34 protein-coding genes are annotated in these 20,400 nt (G+C 64.8%); 30 read left to right on the top strand and 4 right to left on the bottom strand.

Annotated features, from left to right (window positions below):
- From AC3A4E_RS13855 to AC3A4E_RS13710, 30 genes are all read left to right on the top strand, one after another.
- Positions 1 to 76: EF-Tu C-terminal domain-related protein (locus tag AC3A4E_RS13855; RefSeq protein ID WP_446649917.1), on the top strand; the 76-nt coding region annotated here is incomplete at its 5' end.
- A gap of 470 nt (positions 77 to 546) precedes the next feature.
- Positions 547 to 858, top strand: coding sequence for a 30S ribosomal protein S10 (gene rpsJ, locus AC3A4E_RS13850; RefSeq protein WP_047137645.1), 312 nt, complete (start codon positions 547 to 549; stop codon positions 856 to 858).
- A 10-nt stretch (positions 859 to 868) separates the two neighbouring features.
- Positions 869 to 1,522 carry a 50S ribosomal protein L3 gene (gene rplC / locus AC3A4E_RS13845; protein ID WP_159679905.1) on the top strand — a complete coding sequence of 218 codons (654 nt, stop codon included), beginning with the start codon at positions 869 to 871 and terminating at the stop codon, positions 1,520 to 1,522.
- 11 nt (positions 1,523 to 1,533) lie between these two features.
- Entirely contained in the window at positions 1,534 to 2,139 is a 606-nt protein-coding gene (gene rplD, locus AC3A4E_RS13840; protein ID WP_487631976.1) for a 50S ribosomal protein L4, read from the top strand.
- On the top strand, positions 2,136 to 2,435 hold the full coding sequence (gene rplW, locus AC3A4E_RS13835) for a 50S ribosomal protein L23 (RefSeq protein WP_096208160.1): 300 nt from the start codon (positions 2,136 to 2,138) through the stop codon (positions 2,433 to 2,435). The genes rplD and rplW overlap by 4 nt, the downstream gene beginning before the upstream one ends.
- 10 nt (positions 2,436 to 2,445) lie before the next feature.
- Positions 2,446 to 3,273 (top strand): 50S ribosomal protein L2, encoded by an 828-nt coding sequence (gene rplB / locus AC3A4E_RS13830; RefSeq protein ID WP_159679901.1) that lies wholly within the window; start codon positions 2,446 to 2,448, stop codon positions 3,271 to 3,273.
- Positions 3,274 to 3,279: 6 nt separating this feature from the next.
- Complete coding sequence (rpsS, locus tag AC3A4E_RS13825; RefSeq protein WP_487631975.1) at positions 3,280 to 3,552, top strand: 30S ribosomal protein S19; 273 nt, start codon at positions 3,280 to 3,282, stop codon at positions 3,550 to 3,552.
- Positions 3,553 to 3,562: 10 nt separating this feature from the next.
- Positions 3,563 to 3,955: a 50S ribosomal protein L22 gene (gene rplV, locus AC3A4E_RS13820; protein WP_232134462.1), complete on the top strand. Its 393-nt coding sequence runs from the start codon at positions 3,563 to 3,565 to the stop codon at positions 3,953 to 3,955.
- Position 3,956: 1 nt separating this feature from the next.
- A complete protein-coding gene (rpsC, locus tag AC3A4E_RS13815) occupies positions 3,957 to 4,697 on the top strand; it encodes a 30S ribosomal protein S3 (RefSeq protein ID WP_232134463.1) in 741 nt (246 codons plus the stop codon).
- Positions 4,698 to 4,699: 2 nt separating this feature from the next.
- A complete protein-coding gene (gene rplP / locus AC3A4E_RS13810; protein ID WP_232115896.1) occupies positions 4,700 to 5,113 on the top strand; it encodes a 50S ribosomal protein L16 in 414 nt (137 codons plus the stop codon).
- The gene (gene rpmC / locus AC3A4E_RS13805) at positions 5,113 to 5,301 is read left to right on the top strand and encodes a 50S ribosomal protein L29 (protein ID WP_159679895.1); all 189 of its coding nucleotides are present in this window, start codon (positions 5,113 to 5,115) and stop codon (positions 5,299 to 5,301) included. The genes rplP and rpmC overlap by 1 nt, the downstream gene beginning before the upstream one ends.
- A gap of 10 nt (positions 5,302 to 5,311) precedes the next feature.
- Positions 5,312 to 5,572, top strand: a complete 261-nt coding sequence (gene rpsQ, locus AC3A4E_RS13800) for a 30S ribosomal protein S17 (RefSeq protein WP_055246847.1) — start codon at positions 5,312 to 5,314, stop codon at positions 5,570 to 5,572.
- 15 nt (positions 5,573 to 5,587) lie between these two features.
- Positions 5,588 to 5,956 carry a 50S ribosomal protein L14 gene (gene rplN / locus AC3A4E_RS13795; protein ID WP_159679893.1) on the top strand — a complete coding sequence of 123 codons (369 nt, stop codon included), beginning with the start codon at positions 5,588 to 5,590 and terminating at the stop codon, positions 5,954 to 5,956.
- 14 nt (positions 5,957 to 5,970) lie between these two features.
- Positions 5,971 to 6,288 (top strand): 50S ribosomal protein L24, encoded by a 318-nt coding sequence (gene rplX / locus AC3A4E_RS13790; protein ID WP_232115895.1) that lies wholly within the window; start codon positions 5,971 to 5,973, stop codon positions 6,286 to 6,288.
- Positions 6,289 to 6,299: 11 nt separating this feature from the next.
- The gene (rplE, locus tag AC3A4E_RS13785) at positions 6,300 to 6,842 is read left to right on the top strand and encodes a 50S ribosomal protein L5 (protein ID WP_487631974.1); all 543 of its coding nucleotides are present in this window, start codon (positions 6,300 to 6,302) and stop codon (positions 6,840 to 6,842) included.
- A gap of 18 nt (positions 6,843 to 6,860) precedes the next feature.
- Positions 6,861 to 7,166, top strand: coding sequence for a 30S ribosomal protein S14 (gene rpsN, locus AC3A4E_RS13780; protein WP_055246856.1), 306 nt, complete (start codon positions 6,861 to 6,863; stop codon positions 7,164 to 7,166).
- Between the two features lie 139 nt (positions 7,167 to 7,305).
- Positions 7,306 to 7,701, top strand: a complete 396-nt coding sequence (gene rpsH / locus AC3A4E_RS13775) for a 30S ribosomal protein S8 (RefSeq protein ID WP_487631973.1) — start codon at positions 7,306 to 7,308, stop codon at positions 7,699 to 7,701.
- A 14-nt stretch (positions 7,702 to 7,715) separates the two neighbouring features.
- Complete coding sequence (gene rplF, locus AC3A4E_RS13770) at positions 7,716 to 8,243, top strand: 50S ribosomal protein L6 (RefSeq protein ID WP_487631972.1); 528 nt, start codon at positions 7,716 to 7,718, stop codon at positions 8,241 to 8,243.
- Positions 8,244 to 8,272: 29 nt separating this feature from the next.
- Positions 8,273 to 8,629, top strand: coding sequence for a 50S ribosomal protein L18 (gene rplR / locus AC3A4E_RS13765; protein WP_487631971.1), 357 nt, complete (start codon positions 8,273 to 8,275; stop codon positions 8,627 to 8,629).
- Positions 8,630 to 8,796: 167 nt separating this feature from the next.
- Positions 8,797 to 9,330, top strand: a complete 534-nt coding sequence (rpsE, locus tag AC3A4E_RS13760; RefSeq protein ID WP_310150834.1) for a 30S ribosomal protein S5 — start codon at positions 8,797 to 8,799, stop codon at positions 9,328 to 9,330.
- Entirely contained in the window at positions 9,323 to 9,520 is a 198-nt protein-coding gene (gene rpmD, locus AC3A4E_RS13755) for a 50S ribosomal protein L30 (RefSeq protein ID WP_487631970.1), read from the top strand. Before rpsE ends, rpmD begins: the two co-directional genes overlap by 8 nt.
- Positions 9,521 to 9,525: 5 nt before the next feature.
- A complete protein-coding gene (gene rplO / locus AC3A4E_RS13750) occupies positions 9,526 to 9,960 on the top strand; it encodes a 50S ribosomal protein L15 (RefSeq protein ID WP_487631969.1) in 435 nt (144 codons plus the stop codon).
- A gap of 5 nt (positions 9,961 to 9,965) precedes the next feature.
- On the top strand, positions 9,966 to 11,342 hold the full coding sequence (secY, locus tag AC3A4E_RS13745) for a preprotein translocase subunit SecY (protein ID WP_487631968.1): 1,377 nt from the start codon (positions 9,966 to 9,968) through the stop codon (positions 11,340 to 11,342).
- Between the two features lie 386 nt (positions 11,343 to 11,728).
- The gene (gene rpsM / locus AC3A4E_RS13740) at positions 11,729 to 12,085 is read left to right on the top strand and encodes a 30S ribosomal protein S13 (protein WP_487631967.1); all 357 of its coding nucleotides are present in this window, start codon (positions 11,729 to 11,731) and stop codon (positions 12,083 to 12,085) included.
- 11 nt (positions 12,086 to 12,096) lie between these two features.
- Positions 12,097 to 12,489, top strand: coding sequence for a 30S ribosomal protein S11 (rpsK, locus tag AC3A4E_RS13735; protein WP_232134472.1), 393 nt, complete (start codon positions 12,097 to 12,099; stop codon positions 12,487 to 12,489).
- A gap of 14 nt (positions 12,490 to 12,503) precedes the next feature.
- On the top strand, positions 12,504 to 13,139 hold the full coding sequence (gene rpsD, locus AC3A4E_RS13730) for a 30S ribosomal protein S4 (protein ID WP_055246869.1): 636 nt from the start codon (positions 12,504 to 12,506) through the stop codon (positions 13,137 to 13,139).
- 56 nt (positions 13,140 to 13,195) lie between these two features.
- Positions 13,196 to 14,194: a DNA-directed RNA polymerase subunit alpha gene (locus AC3A4E_RS13725; RefSeq protein ID WP_487631966.1), complete on the top strand. Its 999-nt coding sequence runs from the start codon at positions 13,196 to 13,198 to the stop codon at positions 14,192 to 14,194.
- 180 nt (positions 14,195 to 14,374) lie between these two features.
- Positions 14,375 to 14,755, top strand: coding sequence for a 50S ribosomal protein L17 (gene rplQ, locus AC3A4E_RS13720; protein ID WP_159679865.1), 381 nt, complete (start codon positions 14,375 to 14,377; stop codon positions 14,753 to 14,755).
- 130 nt (positions 14,756 to 14,885) lie between these two features.
- On the top strand, positions 14,886 to 15,386 hold the full coding sequence (locus AC3A4E_RS13715) for a disulfide bond formation protein B (RefSeq protein ID WP_487631965.1): 501 nt from the start codon (positions 14,886 to 14,888) through the stop codon (positions 15,384 to 15,386).
- 66 nt (positions 15,387 to 15,452) lie between these two features.
- Complete coding sequence (locus AC3A4E_RS13710; protein ID WP_487631964.1) at positions 15,453 to 16,856, top strand: class II 3-deoxy-7-phosphoheptulonate synthase; 1,404 nt, start codon at positions 15,453 to 15,455, stop codon at positions 16,854 to 16,856.
- 15 nt (positions 16,857 to 16,871) lie between these two features.
- Here AC3A4E_RS13710 and AC3A4E_RS13705 read toward each other — a convergent pair whose 3' ends face one another.
- The 4 genes from AC3A4E_RS13705 to typA form a co-directional block, all read right to left on the bottom strand.
- Positions 16,872 to 17,387, bottom strand: a complete 516-nt coding sequence (locus tag AC3A4E_RS13705; RefSeq protein WP_487631963.1) for a hypothetical protein — start codon at positions 17,385 to 17,387, stop codon at positions 16,872 to 16,874.
- Between the two features lie 70 nt (positions 17,388 to 17,457).
- Positions 17,458 to 17,916 (bottom strand): DUF2127 domain-containing protein, encoded by a 459-nt coding sequence (locus AC3A4E_RS13700; RefSeq protein WP_487631962.1) that lies wholly within the window; start codon positions 17,914 to 17,916, stop codon positions 17,458 to 17,460.
- Positions 17,916 to 18,500 (bottom strand): 2'-5' RNA ligase family protein, encoded by a 585-nt coding sequence (locus AC3A4E_RS13695; protein ID WP_487631961.1) that lies wholly within the window; start codon positions 18,498 to 18,500, stop codon positions 17,916 to 17,918. The genes AC3A4E_RS13700 and AC3A4E_RS13695 overlap by 1 nt, the downstream gene beginning before the upstream one ends.
- A complete protein-coding gene (gene typA, locus AC3A4E_RS13690; RefSeq protein WP_332076397.1) occupies positions 18,497 to 20,326 on the bottom strand; it encodes a translational GTPase TypA in 1,830 nt (609 codons plus the stop codon). The genes AC3A4E_RS13695 and typA overlap by 4 nt, the downstream gene beginning before the upstream one ends.
- Between the last annotated feature and the right edge of the window lie 74 nt (positions 20,327 to 20,400).

Genomic DNA, 20,400 nt, shown 5'->3' with positions numbered 1-20,400 from the left:
CGAAGGTCTGCGCTTCGCGATTCGCGAAGGCGGCCGTACCGTCGGCGCCGGCGTGGTGGCCAAGATCCTCAAGTGATGCATCGGCATCCGGGCGCGCCTCGCGTGCCCGGGTGTCGACACCGCGTCCGCTTCTGCGACGCTGAAGCGGAAGGGAGGGTCGCCCTAGTGGCTCTTCCGGTGCGCGGGGGGCGGGGCTTGCGCCCACCCCGGTATACCCGCTATGATGCAAGACCCTCGCGGGCAGGCCTTCATCGGATGTCCGCGAAATCGCGAAATGAGGTGCAGGATGCCCTCGTCTTCGCCAGACACGGAAATGTCGCGAGGCTGTGCTCCACCCGTTCCGGAAATGTCCGGAGCACGAAGGGATGGAGCGGATCACCGCGTCTGAATTTCTGATGTCTGGGCGGATCGGGAAACCGGTCTGCCTTTTGTTTTACAGGGAACGGCCCCGGGGCGCGGGTGAATGCCTCGGACAGCCACGAATCAATGGGGTTCTGCGCACCCAGCCGCAGGCCCGTCGCTCTTTCAACCAAGGATATTTCCGTCATGACGGACCAAAAAATCCGGATCCGCCTCAAGGCATTCGATCACCGCCTGATCGATCGCTCGGCAAGCGAGATCGTCGAGACCGCGAAGCGTACCGGTGCACAGGTGCGCGGCCCGATCCCGCTGCCGACCAAGATCGAGCGTTACACCATCCTGACGTCGCCGCACGTCGACAAGGATGCGCGTGACCAGTACGAGACCCGCACGCACAAGCGCGTGCTGGACATCGTCGACCCGAACGACAAGACCGTTGATGCGCTGATGAAGCTTGAGCTCGCAGCCGGCGTCGACGTCCAGATCAAGCTGACCTGAGGACCGCACCATGACCGCGAAGATTCATTCGTTGGGCATCGTCGGCCGTAAGGCCGGCATGAGCCGAGTGTTCACCGAAGACGGCAAGTCCGTGCCGGTGACGCTGATCGAGGCAACCCCGAACCGCATCACCCAGATCAAGACCGTCGAGACCGACGGTTACAGCGCCGTGCAGATCACCGCAGGCGTCAAGCGCGCATCGCTGCTCAACAAGCCGGAAACCGGTCACCTCGCCAAGGCGAAGGTCGAAGCCGGTCGCGGCCTGTGGGAGCTCCGCGTGGCCGACGACAAGATCGCCGACTTCAGCGTCGGTGGCGAGATCAAGGCCGACATCTTCGAAGTGGGCCAGATCGTCGACGTCCAGGGCGTCACGAAGGGCAAGGGCTTCCAGGGCACGATCAAGCGCTGGAACTTCAAGATGGGCGACGCGACGCACGGTAACTCGCTGTCGCACCGCCAGCCGGGTTCGCTCGGTCAGCGCCAGACGCCGGGCCGCGTGTTTCCGGGCAAGAAGATGTCCGGCCACATGGGTGCCGACGTCCAGACCACGCAGCGCCTGCAGATCGTGCAGGTCGACGCCGAGCGCGGCCTGATCGCCGTCAAGGGCGCCGTACCTGGCGCGCCGGGCGGTGACGTGATCGTGCGTCCGTCGAGCAAGGCATAAGGAGTAGCACGATGGAACTCGCAATCAACAACAGCAGCACGAAGCTGTCGGTCTCCGACGAAGTCTTCGGCCGCGAATTCAGCGAAAACCTGGTCCACCAGGTCGTCGTTGCCTATCGCAACGCCGGTCGCGCTGGCACCAAGGCGCAGAAGACGCGCTCTGAAGTCAACGGCACGACCAAGAAGTCGAAGAAGCAGAAGGGCGGCGGTGCGCGTCACGGCGCGCTGACGGCTCCGATCTTCGTTGGCGGTGGCGTGACCTTCGCGGCCAAGCCGCGCAGCTTCGAGCAGAAGGTCAATCGCAAGATGTACCGCGCGGCGATGTCGGCGATCCTGTCCGAACTCAACCGCCAGGGCCGTCTGACCGTCGTCGAGACGTTCGACCTCTCCGAGACCAAGACCAGCGGCATGGTCGCCAAGCTCAAGGAATTCGATCTGGGCAAGCGCCCGCTGATCGTGACCGAAGACGCTTCGGAGCACCTGTACCTGTCGGCACGCAACCTGCCGTACGTCGAGATCCGCGACGTGCAGGGTCTGGATCCGGTCGCGCTGGTCGGCGCCGATACCGTGCTGATCACCACCGATGCGGTGAAGAAGATCGAGGAGTGGCTGGCATGAACGACGCCAAGCTCTATGAAGTGATCCGTGCGCCGCGTGTGTCCGAAAAGACCGCGCGCCTGCAGGAAGTGTCCAACCAGTACGCGTTCGAAGTCTCGACGGTCGCCACCAAGGCCGACATCAAGGCTGCGATCGAGAAGCTGTTCGACGTCAAGGTCGAGGCCGTCAATGTGTTGAACGTGAAGGGCAAGAACAAGTCCTTCCGTCAGCGCCAGGGCAGCCGCGGTGACTGGCGCAAGGCCTACGTGAAGCTGGCCGACGGCCAGTCGATCGACGTCATGAACGCGAAGGTCTGAGGAAGCCCCGATGCCATTGATGAAGTTCAAGCCCACTTCGCCCGGCCGCCGTTCCGCGGTCCGCGTCGTGCACCCCGATCTGCACAAGGGTGCTCCGCACGCTGCGCTGGTCGAGAAGAAGACCAACACCGGTGGTCGCAACCACCACGGCCGCATTACCACCCGTCACATCGGTGGTGGCCACAAGCAGCACTACCGCATCGTCGATTTCAAGCGGGACAAGGAAGGCATTCCGGCGCGCGTCGAGCGCATCGAATATGACCCGAACCGTACCGCCCACATCGCGCTGCTGTGCTATGTCGACGGCGAGCGCCGTTACATCATCGCGCCGAAGGGCCTGAAGGCCGGCGACCAGGTGATCTCCGGTTCGGATGCCCCGATCAAGACGGGCAACACGCTGCCGCTGCGCAACATCCCGGTCGGTTCGACGATCCACTGCATCGAGATGAAGCCGGGCAAGGGTGCGCAGATCGCGCGCGCCGCCGGTGCCGGCGTGCAGCTGGTGTCGCGCGAAGGCGTCTACGCCACCGTGCGTCTGCGTTCGGGCGAAGTGCGTCGCGTGCCGTCCGAGTGCCGCGCCACGATCGGCGAGGTCAGCAACGACGAGCACAGCCTCGAGAAGCTGGGCAAGGCCGGTGCGAAGCGCTGGCGCGGCGTCAAGCCGACCGTCCGCGGTGCGGCCATGAACCCGGTCGACCATCCGCACGGCGGTGGTGAGGCCAAGGCCGGTCAGGGCAACCCGCACCCGGTTACGCCCTGGGGTGTCCCGACCAAGGGCTACAAGACCCGCCATAACAAGCGGACGCAGCAGTTCATCGTGCGCGATCGCAGGAGCTGATAGACCATGGCACGTTCACTCAAGAAGGGTCCGTTCGTCGACCACCACCTCGTCAAGAAGGTGGAAGCCGCGGGCGCCAACACCAAGAAGCCGATCAAGACCTGGTCGCGTCGCTCGATGGTTCTGCCGGACATGATCGGTTTCACCATCGCTATCCATAACGGCAAGAACCACGTCCCGGTGCTGGTCAACGAGAACATGGTTGGCCACAAGCTCGGCGAATTCGCGTTGACGCGGACCTTCAAGGGTCACGGCGGCGACAAGAAGTCGGGCAGGTAAGGAGCGCACAATGGACAAGGCAACGAAAGCCCGCCTCGAAGAGCAGAAGCGCGCTCGCACCGAGGTCAACAAGCGCACCGCGATCCTTCGCACCGCGCGCATCTCGCCGCAGAAGGCACGTCTGGTCGCTGACCAGGTCCGTGGCCTGCCGGTCGAACGCGCCGTCGGCCTGCTGAAGTTCTCGGACAAGAAAGCCGCTCACATGATCAAGAAGGTCGTCGAGTCGGCCATCGCCAACGCCGAGAACAACGCTGGCGCGGACGTCGACGAACTCACGATCGCCACCATCACGGTCGACGAAGGTCCGACGCTGAAGCGCTTCATGGCGCGCGCAAAGGGACGCGGTACCCGCATCCTCAAGCGCACCAGCCACATCACCGTCGTCGTGGGAGAGGGCAAGTAATATGGGTCACAAAGTTCATCCCATCGGCATCCGCCTCGGCATCGCCAAGGACTGGAACTCCAAGTGGTATGCCGGCAAGAAGGAATATGCCGACTACCTCGTCGCCGACCTGAAGGTCCGCGAGATGCTGCGCAAGCGTCTCGCTTCGGCCGGCATCAGCAAGATCCTGATCGAGCGTCCGGCAAAGACGGCGCGCGTGACGATCCACACCGCCCGTCCGGGCGTGGTGATCGGCAAGCGCGGCGAGGACATCGAGAAGCTGCGCAAGGACGTCAGCGACATGATGGGCGTTCCCGCGCACATCAACGTGACCGAGGTCCGCAAGCCGGAACTCGACGCGCAGCTGGTGGCCGAGTCGATCGCGCAGCAGCTCGAGCGTCGCATCATGTTCCGCCGCGCGATGAAGCGCGCTGTCGGTAACGCGATGCGCCTCGGCGCCCTGGGCATCAAGGTCAACGTCGCCGGCCGCCTCAACGGCGCCGAGATCGCACGTTCGGAGTGGTACCGCGAAGGTCGCGTGCCGTTGCACACCCTCCGCGCCGACGTCGACTACGGCTTCGCCGAAGCCAAGACGACCTACGGGATCATCGGCATCAAGACCTGGATCTACAAGGGCGAAATCTTCGATTTCAGCCAGGTGGGCCAGGAGAAGCAGGACGACACGCCGCGTGGCGGAGACCGTGGTGATCGCAATGACCGCGATCGTCGGGGTCCGCGTCGCGAGCGCGAGGCGAGGGACTAATCATGTTGCAACCCAAGCGAACCAAATACCGCAAGATGCACAAGGGCCGTAACGACGGCCTGGCATGGAGCGGCAACGCAGTCAGCTTCGGCGAATTCGGTCTGCGGTCCACCGCAACCGGCCAGCTGACCGCACGTCAGATCGAAGCCGGTCGTCGTTCCATCAGCCGTCACGTCAAGCGCGGCGGCAAGATGTGGATCCGCGTGTTCCCGGACAAGCCGATCACCAAGAAGCCGATCGAAGTCCGAATGGGCTCCGGCAAGGGCAGCGTCGAGTACTGGGTCGCGCAGATCCAGCCCGGCCGCATGATCTTCGAGATCGAGGGTGTCGAGGAGGAGGTGGCGCGTGAAGCGTTCCGCCTGGCCGCCGCGAAGCTGTCGGTCACCACCCAATTCGTGACCCGGACGGTGCGCTGATGGCTACGACGAAGGAACTCCGCGAGAAGTCGGTCGAGGATTTGCAGTCGCATCTCCTCGAGCTGCACAAGGAGCGTTTCTCGCTCCGCATGCAGAAGGCCACTGGCCAGCTGACCAAGACGCATGACACCCGTCGGGTGCGCCGCGAGATTGCGCGCGTGAACACCCTGATCGGTCAGAAGAAGTAAGGACCCGACCATGAATACCGAAAAGAAGCAGCGTACGGTCCAGGGCCGCGTGGTCAGCAACAAGATGGACAAGACCGTCACCGTGCTGGTGGAGCGTCAGGTCAAGCACGCCCTGTACGGCAAGTACATCAAGCGTTCGACCAAGCTCCATGCCCACGATGCCGACAACGCGTGCCAGGAAGGCGACCTCGTGAAGGTCGTCGAGATTGCACCGATGTCCAAGACCAAGAACTGGCGGGTGGCGGAAATCGTCACGCGCGCCGCCGAATAACGAGGAGGGCATACCATGATCCAGATGCAGAGCCACCTCGATGTGGCGGACAACAGCGGTGCCAAGGAAGTGATGTGCATCAAGGTGCTGGGCGGCTCGAAGCGCCGTTACGCCGGCATCGGCGACATCATCAAGGTGTCCATCAAGGAAGCGATTCCGCGTGGCAAGGTCAAGAAGGGCGAGGTCTATGACGCCGTCGTGGTGCGTACCCGCAAGGGTGTGCGCCGTCCCGACGGTTCGTTGATCCGCTTCGACGGCAATGCCGCGGTGTTGCTCAACAACAAGCAGGAGCCGATCGGCACCCGCATCTTCGGGCCCGTGACCCGTGAACTGCGTTCCGAGAAGTTCATGAAGATCGTCTCGCTCGCGCCTGAAGTGCTCTGAGCGGAGAAACGAAAATGGCTAATCGAATCAAGAAGGGCGACCACGTGATCGTGATCGCCGGCAAGGACAAGGGCAAGCGTGGTGACGTGGTGCGCGTGGTCGGCGAGAAGGTCGTCGTCTCGAACATCAACATCGTCAAGCGCCACACCAAGCCGAACCCGCAGGCGGGTCAGGCCGGTGGCGTGGTCGAGCGCGAAGCGCCGATCCATGCTTCGAACGTGATGCCGTTCAACCCTGCCACCGGCAAGGGCGAGCGCATTGGAACCAAGACACTCGAGGATGGACGCACGCTGCGCGTGTTCCGCTCGAGCGGTGAGGCGCTCGACGCCTGAGGATGCTCAAAATGACGACCCGTCTCGAAAAGTTCTACAAGGATGAGGTGGTACCGAAGCTCATGGAGCAGTTCGGTTACGCCAACATCATGCAGGTCCCGCGCCTGAGCAAGATCACCATCAACATGGGCGTGGGCGAAGCTGCCGCGAACAAGAAGGTGCTCGAGAACGCAACCGCCGACCTGGCCAAGATCAGCGGCCAGAAGCCGCTGGTGACCAAGTCGCGCGTGTCGGTTGCCTCGTTCAAGATCCGCGATGGCTGGCCGATCGGCTGCAAGGTCACGCTGCGTCGCAATGGCATGTACGAGTTCTTCGACCGCCTGGTCAACGTCGCGCTGCCGCGCGTCCGCGACTTCCGTGGTGTGTCTGCCCGCTCGTTCGACGGTCGCGGCAACTACAACATGGGCGTGAAGGAACAGATCATCTTCCCGGAAATCGACTTCGACGCCGTCGACGCGATCCGCGGTATGGACATCGCCATCACCACGACCGCCCGTACCAACGAAGAAGCCAAGGCCCTGCTGGAAGCCTTCCGCTTCCCGTTCCGCAACTGATCCGAAGGCAGAGCATTTATGGCAAAGACGTCCATGATCAACCGCGAGGCCAAGCGTGCGAAGCTGGCCAAGCAGCATGCCGAAAAGCGTGAGGCGCTGAAGAAGATCATCAGCAGCCCGACCGCCGGCTACGAAGAGAAGGCCGACGCAGTGACCAAGCTGCAGAAGCTGCCGCGCGATTCGTCGCCGGCGCGCCAGACCACGCGATGCGCGCTTTCCGGCCGCCCGCGTGCCGTCTACAGCAAGTTCGGCCTGGGCCGCAACAAGCTGCGCGAAGCCACCATGCGTGGTGACGTGCCGGGCCTGCGCAAGGCCAGCTGGTAAGCGAGTCGTCTACAGGTCTGGCGTTCGCGCGCCGGACCTGTAGAATACCGCCCCTCACGCTGTACCCCGTCCGCTTGTGGGCGGGTCAAAAACTTGTGTTCGCGAAAGCGGATATCGGTGCACTCATAAGGTACTCATCATGAGCATGACTGATCCAATCGCCGACATGCTGGTCCGCATTCGCAATGCGGCCGCTGTTGGCAAGCAGACGGCGTCGATGCCGTCGTCCAAGATCAAGGTTGCGATCGCCACCGTCCTCAAGGACGAAGGCTACATCAGCGACTTCCGCGTGACCGAGAACGGCGCCAAGGCCGAACTCGAGATCGTTCTCAAGTATTACGAAGGCCGTCCGGTGATCGAGACCCTCAAGCGCTTCTCGCGTTCGGGTCTGCGCCAGTACCGCGGCAAGGATGCGCTCCCGAAGGTCCTCAACGGCCTGGGCGTCTCCATCATCTCCACCTCGAAGGGCATCATGACCGACGCGCAGGCACGCCAGCACGGCGTCGGCGGTGAAGTCCTGTGCTTCGTGGCTTAAGGGAGTAGCGCACAATGTCCCGAGTCGCCAAGAAGCCGATCGCCCTCCCGAAGGGCGTTGAGCTCAACATCCAGTCCGAACTTGTCAGCGTCAAGGGCCCGAAGGGCACCCTGAGCGTGGTCAAGCCGGCCGACATCGACGTCAAGATCGAGGACGGCAATGCGCTGCTCTCGTCCGAGGACGCGTCGCGCATCCCGCTGACCGGTACCCTCCGCGCCATCGTCGCCAACATGGTGCACGGCGTGTCGACCGGCTTCGAGCGCAAGCTCGAACTCGTCGGCGTCGGTTACCGTGCTGCGCTGCAGGGCAAGGACCTGAACCTGTCGCTGGGCTTTTCGCATCCGGTCGTGTTCCAGGCGCCGGAAGGCATCACCCTGAGCACGCCGACCCAGACCGAGATCCTGGTCCAGGGCGCGGACAAGCAGCTCGTCGGTCAGGTCGCTGCCAAGATCCGCGGATTCCGTCCGCCGGAGCCGTACAAGGGCAAGGGCGTGAAGTACTCCGACGAAACCATCATTCGCAAGGAAGCCAAGAAGGCCTAAGGCCTATCCGCTTTCCGGGGATCAAGATCATGAGCATCAAGAACACCGCCCGCCTGCGCCGCGCCAAGAGCACGCGTTCGCACATCCGTGTCCTCGGCGTGCCGCGCCTGTCGGTGCTGCGCACCGGCCAGCACATCTACGCCCAGCTGTTCAATTCGGATGGTTCCAAGGTGCTGGCTGCGGCCAACACCACGCAGGCCGACGTCAAGGACGGCCTGAAGAACGGCAAGAACGCCGACGCCGCCACCGCGGTGGGTCGCGCGATTGCAGAGAAGGCCAAGGCCGCGGGTATCGAGAAGGTCGCATTCGACCGCTCGGGCTACCGCTACCACGGTCGCATCAAGGCACTCGCCGACGCTGCCCGCGAGGGTGGTCTGCAGTTCTGATTCAAACGCTGTCGGCGCCGGGCCTCGTGTCCGGCGCCGCCTGACCTGCCGGCACGGGATGTGCCGGACGCCCGCGGCCTTATGTGCCGCGTCCGCGTTTCACCGATCCACTTCCCAACTCCAAGCGGCACAAGCCGTACATCCTTCTATCAATACAGGCAATCCAGATGGCAAACGAAAGGGATAACCGCGGCCGCGGTCGCGACCGTGAGGAACTCGACGACGGCATGATCGAGAAGCTGATCACGGTCAACCGGGTCAGCAAGACCGTCAAGGGCGGTCGCCAGTTCACGTTCACCGCGCTGACGGTGGTCGGCGACGGCAACGGCAAGGTCGGTTTCGGTTACGGCAAGGCGCGCGAAGTGCCGGTCGCGATCCAGAAGTCGATGGAGCAGGCCCGCAAGAACCAGAAGACTGTCGACCTCAACGGCAGCACCCTTTGGCACACGGTCAAGTCGCGCCACGGCGCTGCGAACGTGTTCATGCAGCCCGCGTCGGAAGGTACCGGCGTGATCGCCGGTGGCGCGATGCGCGCCGTGCTGGAAGCCGTCGGCGTCAAGGACGTGCTGGCCAAGGCCGTGGGTTCGCGTAATCCGATCAACCTCGTGCGCGCCACGATCCGCGGCCTCAACGAAATGCACTCGCCTGCGCAGATTGCTGCCAAGCGCGGCAAGAAGCTGGAGGATCTGATCAATGGCTAAGAAAGAAGCCACCGGCGGCACCGTCAAGGTGCGTCTGGTCAAGGGTCTGCGCGGTTCGCAGGCCAAGCACCGCCTTTCGGTGAAAGCACTCGGTCTGGGCAAGCTCAACGACGTGCGTGAACTGAAGGACAGCCCGCAGGTCCGTGGCCTGATCAACAAGGTCCACTACCTGGTCCAGGTCGAGGAATAATCGAAATGAAGCTCAACACTCTCAAGCCCGCACAGGGCGCCCGCACCGAGCGTACGCGCGTCGGTCGCGGTATCGGTTCGGGCCTGGGCAAGACCGCCGGCCGCGGCCACAAGGGTTCGTTCGCGCGCTCGGGCAAGGGCAAGATCAAGGCCGGCTTCGAAGGCGGCCAGATGCCGCTGCGCAAGCGTCTGCCGAAGGTCGGTTTCCGCTCCAAGCTGAAGCTCGATACCGCTGAAGTGATGCTCTACCAGCTCGACAAGCTCGACGGTGACGTCGACTTCGCCGCGCTGCGTGCCGCCAAGCTGGTGCCGAGCACCGCCAAGCGCGCGAAGATCGTCCTCAAGGGCGAGATCAGCAAGAAGCTCGTGCTCAAGGGCGTGCTGGCCACGGCCGGTGCCCGCGCGGCGATCGAAGCCGCTGGCGGCAAGGTCGAGGAGTAAGCCGGATGTCGCGAAGCGGCAGCGCAATGGGTGGGGTTGGTGCAGGGCTCGGTAAGTTTACCGAGCTCCGCCAGCGCCTGCTGTTCGTGCTCGGCGCATTGCTCGTCTATCGCATCGGGTGCTTCATTCCGGTGCCGGGCGTCAATCCCGAGGCCATGCTGCAGTTGATGGAGCAGCAGCAGGGCACCATCGTGGACATGTTCAACATGTTCTCCGGCGGTGCACTGTCGCGCTTCAGCCTGTTCGCGCTGAACGTGATTCCGTACATCTCGGCGTCGATCGTGATGCAGCTGCTGGTGCAGGTCGTGCCCAGCCTGAAGGCCATCCAGAAGGAAGGCGAGTCGGGCCGGCGCAGGATCACCCAGTGGTCGCGCATCGGTGCGATTCCGCTGGCCGTGTTCCAGTCGGCAGGTATCGCGGTCGCGTTGCAGAGCTCGGGTGCCAACAACGGCATTCCGGTGGTCTACGCGCCGGGCATGGGCTTCGTGCTCACCGCGATCATCGCGTTGACCGCAGGCACGATGTTCCTGGTGTGGCTCGGCGAGCAGGTGACGGAGCGCGGTATCGGCAACGGCATCTCGCTGATCATCTTCGCCGGTATCGTGGCGGGTCTTCCGGGCGCCGTGCTGGGCACGTTCGATTCGCTCCGCAGTGGCGACATGAGCCCGATCGCAGCGATCCTGCTGGTGATCGTGGTGCTGGCAGCGGTGTTTTTCGTGGTGTTCGTGGAACGTGGCCAGCGTCGCATCACGGTCAACTACGCACGTCGCCAGGGTGGCCGCAACGCGTACATGAACCAGAGCTCGTTCCTGCCGCTCAAGATCAACATGGCAGGCGTGATTCCGGCGATCTTCGCGTCGTCGATCATCATGTTCCCGGCAACGGTGACGACGTGGTTCGGCGAGGCGGCGGCGTCGGGTGGCTGGCAGCAGACGCTGCAGCGCATCGCGCAGGCGATCTCGCCGGGCGAGCCGCTCTATGTGCTGCTGTTCGGTGGCCTGATCGCGGGTTTCGCGTTCTTCTACACCGCGCTGGTCTTCAACAGCCAGGAAACGGCCGACAACCTGAAGAAGTCGGGCGCGCTGATCCCGGGCATCCGTCCGGGCAAGGCGACCGCCGACTACATCGACGGTGTGCTGACCCGCCTCACGGCAGTCGGCGCGGCCTATCTGGTGCTGGTCTGCCTGATGCCGGAGTTCATGCGTGCCGAGTTCGGCAGCTCCTTCCACTTCGGCGGCACCTCGCTGCTGATCGTGGTGGTGGTGATCATGGACTTCATCGCGCAGGTCCAGTCGCACCTGATGTCGCACCAGTACGAAAGCCTGCTGAAGAAGGCGAACCTCAAGGGTTCGCGCAGCGGCGGCGGCCTCGCAGGCCGTTGATGTTCTCCCGCCGGACGGCCTTGACGGTCGTCCGGCACGGTTCCCGCGGCATGGGTACTCCCCATGTCGCATCGCACCGCCCCATGGGGCGGTGCACGAAGTCCGGACCTACGCGCCGGACTTCAGATGGGCGACTCGCGCGGCGGTCTCGTGCGCGGGTGGTCCAGGAAGATCCGCACGCCAGAGTAGCGCGCGGGGCAGGCGAGGGGATTTCCCCGGAAGCTGCCGGTCCTGGACTGTCGCCGGAGCATGGGCACGCTCCCCATGCCGGGTTCACTGGCGCCTTGGCGCCGTGGGCTTCCTGAAACCACGAGGCCCTGCTATTATTTCTTGTTCCCTTTTGCCGGGATTGAACCCCTGGCAGCAAACCAGTTGGAGATCCGCGCATGGCGCGTATTGCAGGTGTGAACCTGCCTGCCCAGAAGCATGTCTGGGTTGGGCTTCAGAGCATCTACGGCATTGGCCGTACCCGTTCGAAGAAGGTCTGCGAAGCCGCAGGCGTCGCTTCGACCACGAAGATCCGCGATCTGTCCGAGCCCGAAGTCGAGCGTCTGCGCTCGGAAGTCGGCAAGTACGTGGTCGAGGGCGATCTGCGCCGCGAGATCGGCATGGCCATCAAGCGTCTGATGGACCTGTCGTGCTATCGCGGCCTGCGTCACCGTCGTGGTCTCCCGCTGCGTGGTCAGCGCACCCGGACCAATGCACGTACCCGTAAGGGTCCGCGCAAGGCCATCAGGAAGTAAGGAGCACAGCCATGGCCAAGCCCGCAGCAACCAAGACCAAGAAGAAGATCAAGCGCGTCGTCACCGACGGCATCGCGCATGTCCACGCTTCGTTCAACAACACGATCATCACGATCACCGACCGCCAGGGCAACGCGCTCTCGTGGGCGACCTCGGGAGGCGCGGGTTTCCGCGGCTCGCGCAAGTCGACCCCGTTCGCAGCCCAGGTCGCCGCAGAGAAGGCCGGCAAGGTCGCTCTCGATTACGGCGTCAAGTCGCTTGAAGTCCGCATCAAGGGCCCGGGTCCGGGTCGTGAGTCGGCCGTGCGCTCGCTGAACAACGTGGGCTACAAGATCATCAACATCATCGACGTGACGCCCATCCCGCACAACGGATGCCGCCCGCCGAAGAAGCGTCGCGTCTAAAGGAGCGATAAGAAATGGCTCGTTACATCGGTCCTACCTGTAAGCTCGCGCGCCGCGAAGGCGCCGACCTGTCCCTCAAGAGCCCGACCCGTGCGCTCGACTCGAAGTGCAAGCTGGAGCAGAAGCCCGGCCAGCACGGCGCCGGTACCGGCGCGCGTCGCAGCAAGCTGTCGGACTACGCCACCCAGCTTCGCGAGAAGCAGAAGGTCAAGCGTACCTACGGTCTGCTGGAGCGTCAGTTCCGCAACTACTACAAGAAGGCGTCGAACAAGAAGGGCAACACGGGTGAAAACCTGCTGCAGCTCCTCGAGACGCGTCTCGACAATGTCATCTACCGCATGGGCTTCGCGGTGACCCGTCCGGCCGCGCGCCAGCTGGTCTCGCACCGTGGTGTCACGGTGAACGGCCAGTCGGTCAACCTGCCGTCCTACCAGGTCAAGGCGGGCGACGCGATCGCGCTGTCGGAGAAGGCACAGAAGCAGCTTCGCGTGCAGGAAGCGCTGACCGTGTGGTCGACGATGGACCTGTCGCCGTCGTGGGTCGAGGTCGACTCGAAGGCATTCAGTGGTGTGTTCAAGGCGGTCCCCGATCGTGGTGACCTGCCGGCGGATATCAACGAAGCGCTGATCGTCGAGCTGTACTCGAAGTAATTCAACCAGGTGTCGCCGCACCCATACGTGCGGCGATCCTCAGGAGACACACACACATGACGGCAACCGCCAACCAGGTCCTGCGTCCGCGCGGTCCTCAGATCGAACGTCTCGCGGGCAACCGCGCGAAGGTCGTGATCGAGCCGCTGGAGCGTGGGTACGGGCACACGCTGGGCAACGCCCTGCGTCGCGTGCTGCTGTCGTCGATTCCGGGCTTCGCGATCACCGAAGTCGAGATCGACGGCGTGCTGCACGAGTACAGCACCATCGAGGGCCTGCAGGAAGACGTGCTGGAAGTCCTGCTGAACCTCAAGGATGTCGCCATCCGCATGGGCACCGGCGAAGCGTCCACGCTGTCGCTGTCGAAGTCGGGCCCGGGCGTCGTGACGGCCGCCGACATCAAGACCGACCACAACGTCGAGATCCTCAACGGCGAGCACGTGATCTGCAACCTGACCAAGGATGCGTCGATCAACATGCGTCTGAAGATCGAGCGCGGTTTCGGCTACCAGCCGGCCTCCGCACGTCGTCGTCCGGACGAGGAGACCCGCGCTATCGGTCGCCTGATGCTGGATGCGTCGTTCTCGCCGGTCCGTCGCGTGGCCTATGAAGTCGAAGCGGCCCGCGTCGAACAGCGCACCGACCTCGACAAGCTGGTTCTGGACATCGAAACCAACGGCACGATCGATGCCGAGGAAGCCGTGCGCACCGCCGCCGACATCCTCACCGACCAGCTGTCGGTGTTCGGCGACTTCACGCACCGCGATCGCGGCGCGGCGAAGCCGCAGGCACCGGGCGTCGACCCGATCCTGCTGCGTCCGATCGACGATCTGGAGCTGACGGTGCGTTCGGCCAACTGCCTCAAGGCCGAGAGCATCTACTACATCGGCGACCTGATCCAGAAGACCGAAGTCGAACTGCTCAAGACCCCGAACCTCGGCAAGAAGTCGTTGACCGAGATCAAGGAAGTCCTGGCGCAGCGCGGCCTGGCACTGGGCATGAAGCTCGAGAACTGGCCGCCGACCGGCGTGTCCGCTCACGGCATGCTCGGCTGATAGACCCGGAAGGCGTGCCCACGGGCACGCCTTCCGACCGTCGTGAGACAGGCCTCGAGGCCTGCCACGATTGCCGGTGAAGGACGACCGGTTCCGGACCATCCGCAGTCCAAGTACCAACGCCAGGACGGCGCCAACGCATCACACAGACCCACCATTCCCATCTGAAGGATCCATCCCATGCGCCACCAGAAAGCCGGTCGCAAGTTCAACCGCACCAGCGCCCATCGTGAAGCGATGTTCCGCAACATGGCCGCTTCGCTGATCAAGAGCGAACTCATCAAGACCACCCTGCCGAAGGCCAAGGAACTGCGTCGCGTCGCAGAGCCGCTGATCACCCTCGGCAAGGTCGACAGCGTCGCCAACCGTCGTCTCGCCTTCGCGCGTCTGCGCGACAAGGAAGCCGTCGGCACGCTGTTCACCACCGTCGGCCCGCGCTACAGCGCGCGTCCGGGCGGCTACCTGCGCATCCTCAAGTGCGGCTTCCGCGCCGGCGACAACGCGCCGATGGCGTACGTCGAGCTGGTCGATCGCCCGCAGGCGTCGGTCGAAGCCGAGTAATCCCGATCGTGACGACCTGCGCCACGCGCGCAGGTTCCCGTCGTCGATGGAACAAAGCCCCGGCATCCGCCGGGGTTTTTGTTTGCGCGGCGCGGGACGATAATCGCGAAACCCTATCGACGGTCTGCCCATGAATCCTGTCCGCTGGTCGTTTCGCACGCTGATGCTCGTCGGCGCCGTCGCCTGTTTCGCACTGATCGGCTTCGCGATCTATTCGCAGCTGCAGTGGGGTCTGGAGCCATGTCCGCTGTGCATTTTCCAGCGACTGGCCTTCGCGGCGCTCGGTGTGGTGCTGCTGGTCGCGGGCCTCCATGCGCCACGCGGACGCGGTGGCCGCACGGCCTACGGTCTGCTGGGCTTCGCAGCGGCCGCGGTCGGCATCGGCATCGCCGGACGTCATGTGTGGCTGCAGATGCATCCGCCGGGCTTCGCGACCTGCGGCGCACCGTTCGCCTTCATGCGCGAAACCATGGACACGCCCACGCTGATCCAGAAGGTGCTGACCGGCTCCGGCGACTGCGGCACCGTCGACTGGACCTTCCTCGGCCTGTCGATGCCGGCCTGGAGTCTGGTGTGGTTTCTGCTGCTGGCCGCGGTCGCATTGTTCGCCGGGCTGCGCACACGCCGCTGAGCGTTGCCTGCGTTGTGACGCAGGGCAGCAAACTGCGATGATGGCCGCCCGCGAGAGGAACACCCCATGTCGTCGTCCAACGAGCGCAGCCTGCATCCCGTGAACCTGCCCGAAAACTGGCAGCCGGAGAGCTGGCGCGCGCGCCCGGCCAAGCAGCTGCCCACCTATCCCGACCAGGCCGCGCTGGCCGCCGTGCAGGACGAGTTGCGTGCGCTGCCGCCGCTGGTGACGTCGTGGGAGATCCTCAGCCTCAAGCAGCAGCTGGCCGAGGCCCAGGAAGGCCGCCGTTTCCTGCTGCAGGGCGGCGACTGCGCCGAGAATTTCGGCGACTGTACGTCCGACGTCATCTCCAACCGGCTCAAGGTGTTGCTGCAGATGAGCCTGGTGCTCGTGCACGGGATGCGCCTGCCGGTGGTGCGCGTCGGCCGCTTCGCCGGCCAGTACGCGAAGCCGCGTTCGGCCGACACCGAGACGCGCGATGGCGTGACCCTGCCGTGCTACCGCGGCGACGTGGTCAACGCGCCGGCGTTCACGCCCGAGGCACGCATTCCCGATCCGCGTCGGATGGTGCGCGCGCATGCGCGATCGGCGATGACGATGAATTTCGTGCGTTCGCTGATCGACGGTGGTTTTGCCGATCTGCACCACCCCGAGTACTGGGGTCTGGAGTGGGTGGGTGAGTCGCCGCTGGCCGAGGAGTACCAGCGCATGGTCTCGGGTCTCGGCGACGCCGTGCGCTTCATGGAGACGCTGGCCGGCACGCAGGTGCACAACCTCAACCGCGTCGATTTCTACACCTCGCACGAAGCACTGCTGCTGCCTTACGAAGAAGCGAACACGCGTCAGGTGCCGCGCCAGTGGGGCTGGTTCAACCTCAGCACGCACTTCCCGTGGATCGGTGTGCGCACGGCGGCGCTCGACGGCGCGCACGTGGAGTACTTCCGCGGGCTGCGCAATCCGATCGGCGTCAAGGTCGGCCCGACCTCGACGGCTGACGAACTGCTGCGCCTGATCGACGTGCTCAATCCCGACGACGAGCCGGGCCGCCTGAGCCTGATCCACCGCATGGGTGCGACCCAGATCGCCGAACGCCTGCCGGCCCTGCTCGAGGCGGTGCGTCGCTCTGGCCGTCGCGTGCTGTGGATCTGCGATCCGATGCACGGCAATACCGAGTCGACCAGCAACGGCTACAAGACGCGCCGTTTCGACAACATCCGCAGCGAGATCGAGCAGGCGTTCGACCTGCACGCCGCGGCGGGCACGCGCCTGGGCGGTGTGCATCTGGAACTGACCGGCGAAGATGTCACCGAATGCATGGGCGGCGCGCGCGCCTTGACCGAAACCGATCTCGAGCGCGCCTACAAGAGCCAGGTCGACCCGCGTCTGAACTACGAGCAGGCGCTGGAGACGGCGATGCTGATCGTGCGCAAGCAGGTGCAGGTGGGTCGCGCCTCGGGCGTGACGTCCTGATCAATCCGCGCGGCGCTATACAAGTTCGGCGCCCATCTGGCGGAAGGTCTCGGCGACGCGGGGATTGTGGGCGACATCGAACGTGCCCGCGTCCACTGCCTCGATGATGCGCGCGCAGTCGCTCTGCGTCACCTCGCCGTCCGCGAACAGTGCCTGCTGCATGCGCGCGACGGTATCGCCGAATTCGGCTTTGCGCTGATCGTGGAACTGCACGCCCGCGGCGTGGCCCATACGCGTGGTGACGGCATTGCCCAGTGCGTGGATCCACAGGCTGCCGACGAGGAAGGGCTCGGCGTTGCGGCGTTCCCAGCCGGCCTGCGCCGCCCGCGCGCTCGGGCCGTCCGGCGCAGGCAATGCGCCGCACCAGTGCCCCAGCGTGACGTCGACGAACATGCCGTGCGTCATCAAAAGACCGGCCGCGGCGTTGCGTGCCTCGATCGTGTCGGTGGCCTGCACTGCGCCGCCGACGGCGGCCAGCAGCAACGCAAGTGCGCCTCGCGCACTGCGGGAAACGGGAGGTGCGGTCGTCATCGTCGCGTCCTGGCGTGCGGCGGAGTGCCGTCACACCAGTCTGGCGACGCCGTTGCCGGAGACGATGGGATCAGCCCGCGCTGCGGCGTCGGCGCAAGTCGCGCGCGAGCACCAGCACGATCATCAGGTTGAGCAGGAAAACACCCCAGGTCATCCAGTCCGGGTGCTGCCACAGCGCATAGATCTCGAACGGCAGATACGCGGCCGCGCCGATCACGCCCAGCCACGAGGCCCACGCGCGATGACCCCACAGACCCCAGCCTTCGAACAAGCGCATGACCGCGTAGATCACCGCGACGCCGATGGCGATGTGCAGCCGTTCCGGGGTGATCGCATCGAGCATGGCGGTGCCGCTGCGTTCGGCGTCGACACCGAAGCGTGCGAGTACGCGTTCGAGCTCGTGCTGCAGCGCGTCCGGGCCGATCGCCGCGAGGGCGCCGGCGACGAGCAGGGCGAAGACGCCCTTCGCGGCCTCGAACAGCGCGATCGCGCGCAGGCCTTTGTGGGTGTCGGTGCGATCGTCGGTCATCAGAACAGGGCGTCCTGTCGGGGTGGCTCGGGCAATGCCGCGCCGGTCAATGGCCACGCGCCGAGTGCGTCGTAGCGGCCACCGGGATTGAAGAGCAGCTCGAAAGTATCGACGACCAGTGCATCGCCGCTGCAGTCCACGGAATCGAGCCAGGGCTGCTGCGGCTGGTGTTTGTCGAGATAGGCCAGCGTGACATGCGGCTGATTCGTGACCTGTTCCGGTGCGGTGCCGCAGCGGCGGATCGCGTCGCGCGTCGCATCGCAGAGCGCCTGCAATTCGGGGCAGCTGTGCGGCAGTGCGACCACGGCGCCCGACTGCGGCCAGTAGGCGAGACGCTCGATCGTAAAGGCGTGCGCGGGTATACGAGCGGCGGCAGCGGCGAATGCAGCGTGCAAAGCCGGAGTGGTGAGGTGCGTGCCGTCACGGCCCACGAAACACAGCGTGACGTGCCACTGGTCGCTGCGCCGCACCTGCAAAGACGGCGCGTCCAAAGGACGCGCCGTCTGCAATCGTTGCGACACCGTCGCGAGCACTGCCCGGCCGTCGGCACTGGGCCGCCACGCCGGGAACAGCGCCTGGCTCACGCTGCGCGGGACGCGCGCTTGCGATCGCTCTCGGTCAGGAACTTCTTGCGCAGGCGGATTTCCTTCGGCGTGACTTCGACCAGCTCGTCGTCATCGATGAAGTCCAGCGCCTGTTCCAGCGAGAACTTGATCGCCGGGGTCAGCGCGATGGCATCGTCCTTGCCCGAAGCGCGCATGTTGGTCAGCGGCTTGGTCTTGATCGCGTTGACGGTCAGATCGTTGTCCTTGGAGTGGATACCGACCAGCTGACCCTCGTACACGTTGTCGCCTTCGGCGGCGAACAGCTTGCCGCGTTCCTGCAACGGGCCGAGCGAGTAGGCCGGCGTGGCGCCCGGCGCATTGGCGATCATCACGCCGTTGAGGCGCTTGGCGATCGCGCCGGTTTCCTTCGGGCCGTAACGGTCGAACACGTGGAACAGCAGACCGCCGCCCTGGGTCAGGGTCTTGAACTCGTTCTGGAAGCCGATCAGGCCACGGGCCGGGATCTCGTAGTCCAGACGCACGCGTCCCTTGCCGTCCGACTCCATGTTCTTCAGCTGGCCCTTGCGGATGCCGAGCTTCTCCATCACGCCGCCCTGGTGCTGCTCTTCGACGTCGACCACCAGCTGCTCGATCGGCTCCATCTGCTGGCCGTCGATCTCCTTGATGATGACTTCCGGGCGCGACACGGCCAGCTCGAAGCCTTCGCGGCGCATGTTCTCGATCAGCACCGAGAGGTGCAGTTCGCCGCGGCCGGAGACCAGGAACTTGTCCGCGTCTTCCAGCTGCTCGACCTTCAGCGCCACGTTGTGCACGGTCTCGCGCTCGAGGCGATCCTTCAGCTGGCGGCTGGTCAGGAACTTGCCGCCGGACAGATCCTTGTTGCCTGCGAACGGCGAGTTGTTGACCTGGAAGGTCATCGAGATCGTGGGCTCGTCGACGGTCAGGGCCGGCAGCGCTTCCGGGGTATCCAGCGCGCAGACGGTGTCGGAAATGGTCAGGTCCTGGATACCGGAGATGGCGACGATGTCACCGGCCTCGGCGGTGTCCTGCTCGATGCGCTCCAGGCCCAGGAAGCCGAGCACCTGCATCACCTTGCCCTGGCGCTTCTTGCCTTCACGGCTGATCACCGAGACCGGCATGTTCTTCTTCAGCGTGCCGCGCTGGATGCGGCCGATGCCGATCACGCCCACGAAGTTGTTGTAGTCCAGCTGGCTGATGCGCATCTGGAAGGCGCCGTCCGGGTCGACTTCCGGCATCGGTGCATGCTGCATGATCGCTTCGTACAGCGGGGTCATGTCGCCCGAGCGCGCGGCGTCGTCGAGGCTCGCGTAACCGTGCAGCGCCGAGGCGTAGACGATCGGGAAGTCGAGCTGCTCGTTGGTCGCGCCGAGCTTGTCGAACAGGTCGAACACCTGGTCGATCACCCAGTCCGGACGCGCGCCCGGACGGTCGATCTTGTTGACGACGACGATCGGCTTGAAGCCCATCGCGAACGCCTTCTGGGTCACGAAGCGCGTCTGCGGCATCGGGCCGTCCATCGCGTCGACCAGGATCAGCACAGTGTCCACCATCGACAGCACGCGCTCGACCTCGCCGCCGAAGTCGGCATGGCCCGGGGTGTCGACGATGTTGATGCGGTTGCCGTTCCAGGTGATCGCCGTGTTCTTGGCGAGGATCGTGATGCCACGTTCCTTTTCCTGGTCGTTGCTGTCCATCACGCGCTCGGCGAGCACGGTGCGCTCGGAGAGGGTGCCCGACTGCTTCAGCAGACAGTCGACGAGGGTGGTCTTGCCGTGGTCGACGTGGGCGACGATGGCGATATTGCGCAGGCGTTCGATGGACATGGGCAAGGCTGCGCCAGAGTCGAAGACCGGGGCGCACAAGAGTCAGTGAAAGAGCCCAGCATTATACGGTGTTG

It is taken from the genome of Luteimonas sp. Soil_N_1, from assembly GCF_057656255.1.
The sequence above is the reverse complement of the archived record's forward strand: the minus strand, read 5'-3'. Positions and strand labels throughout refer to the sequence as shown.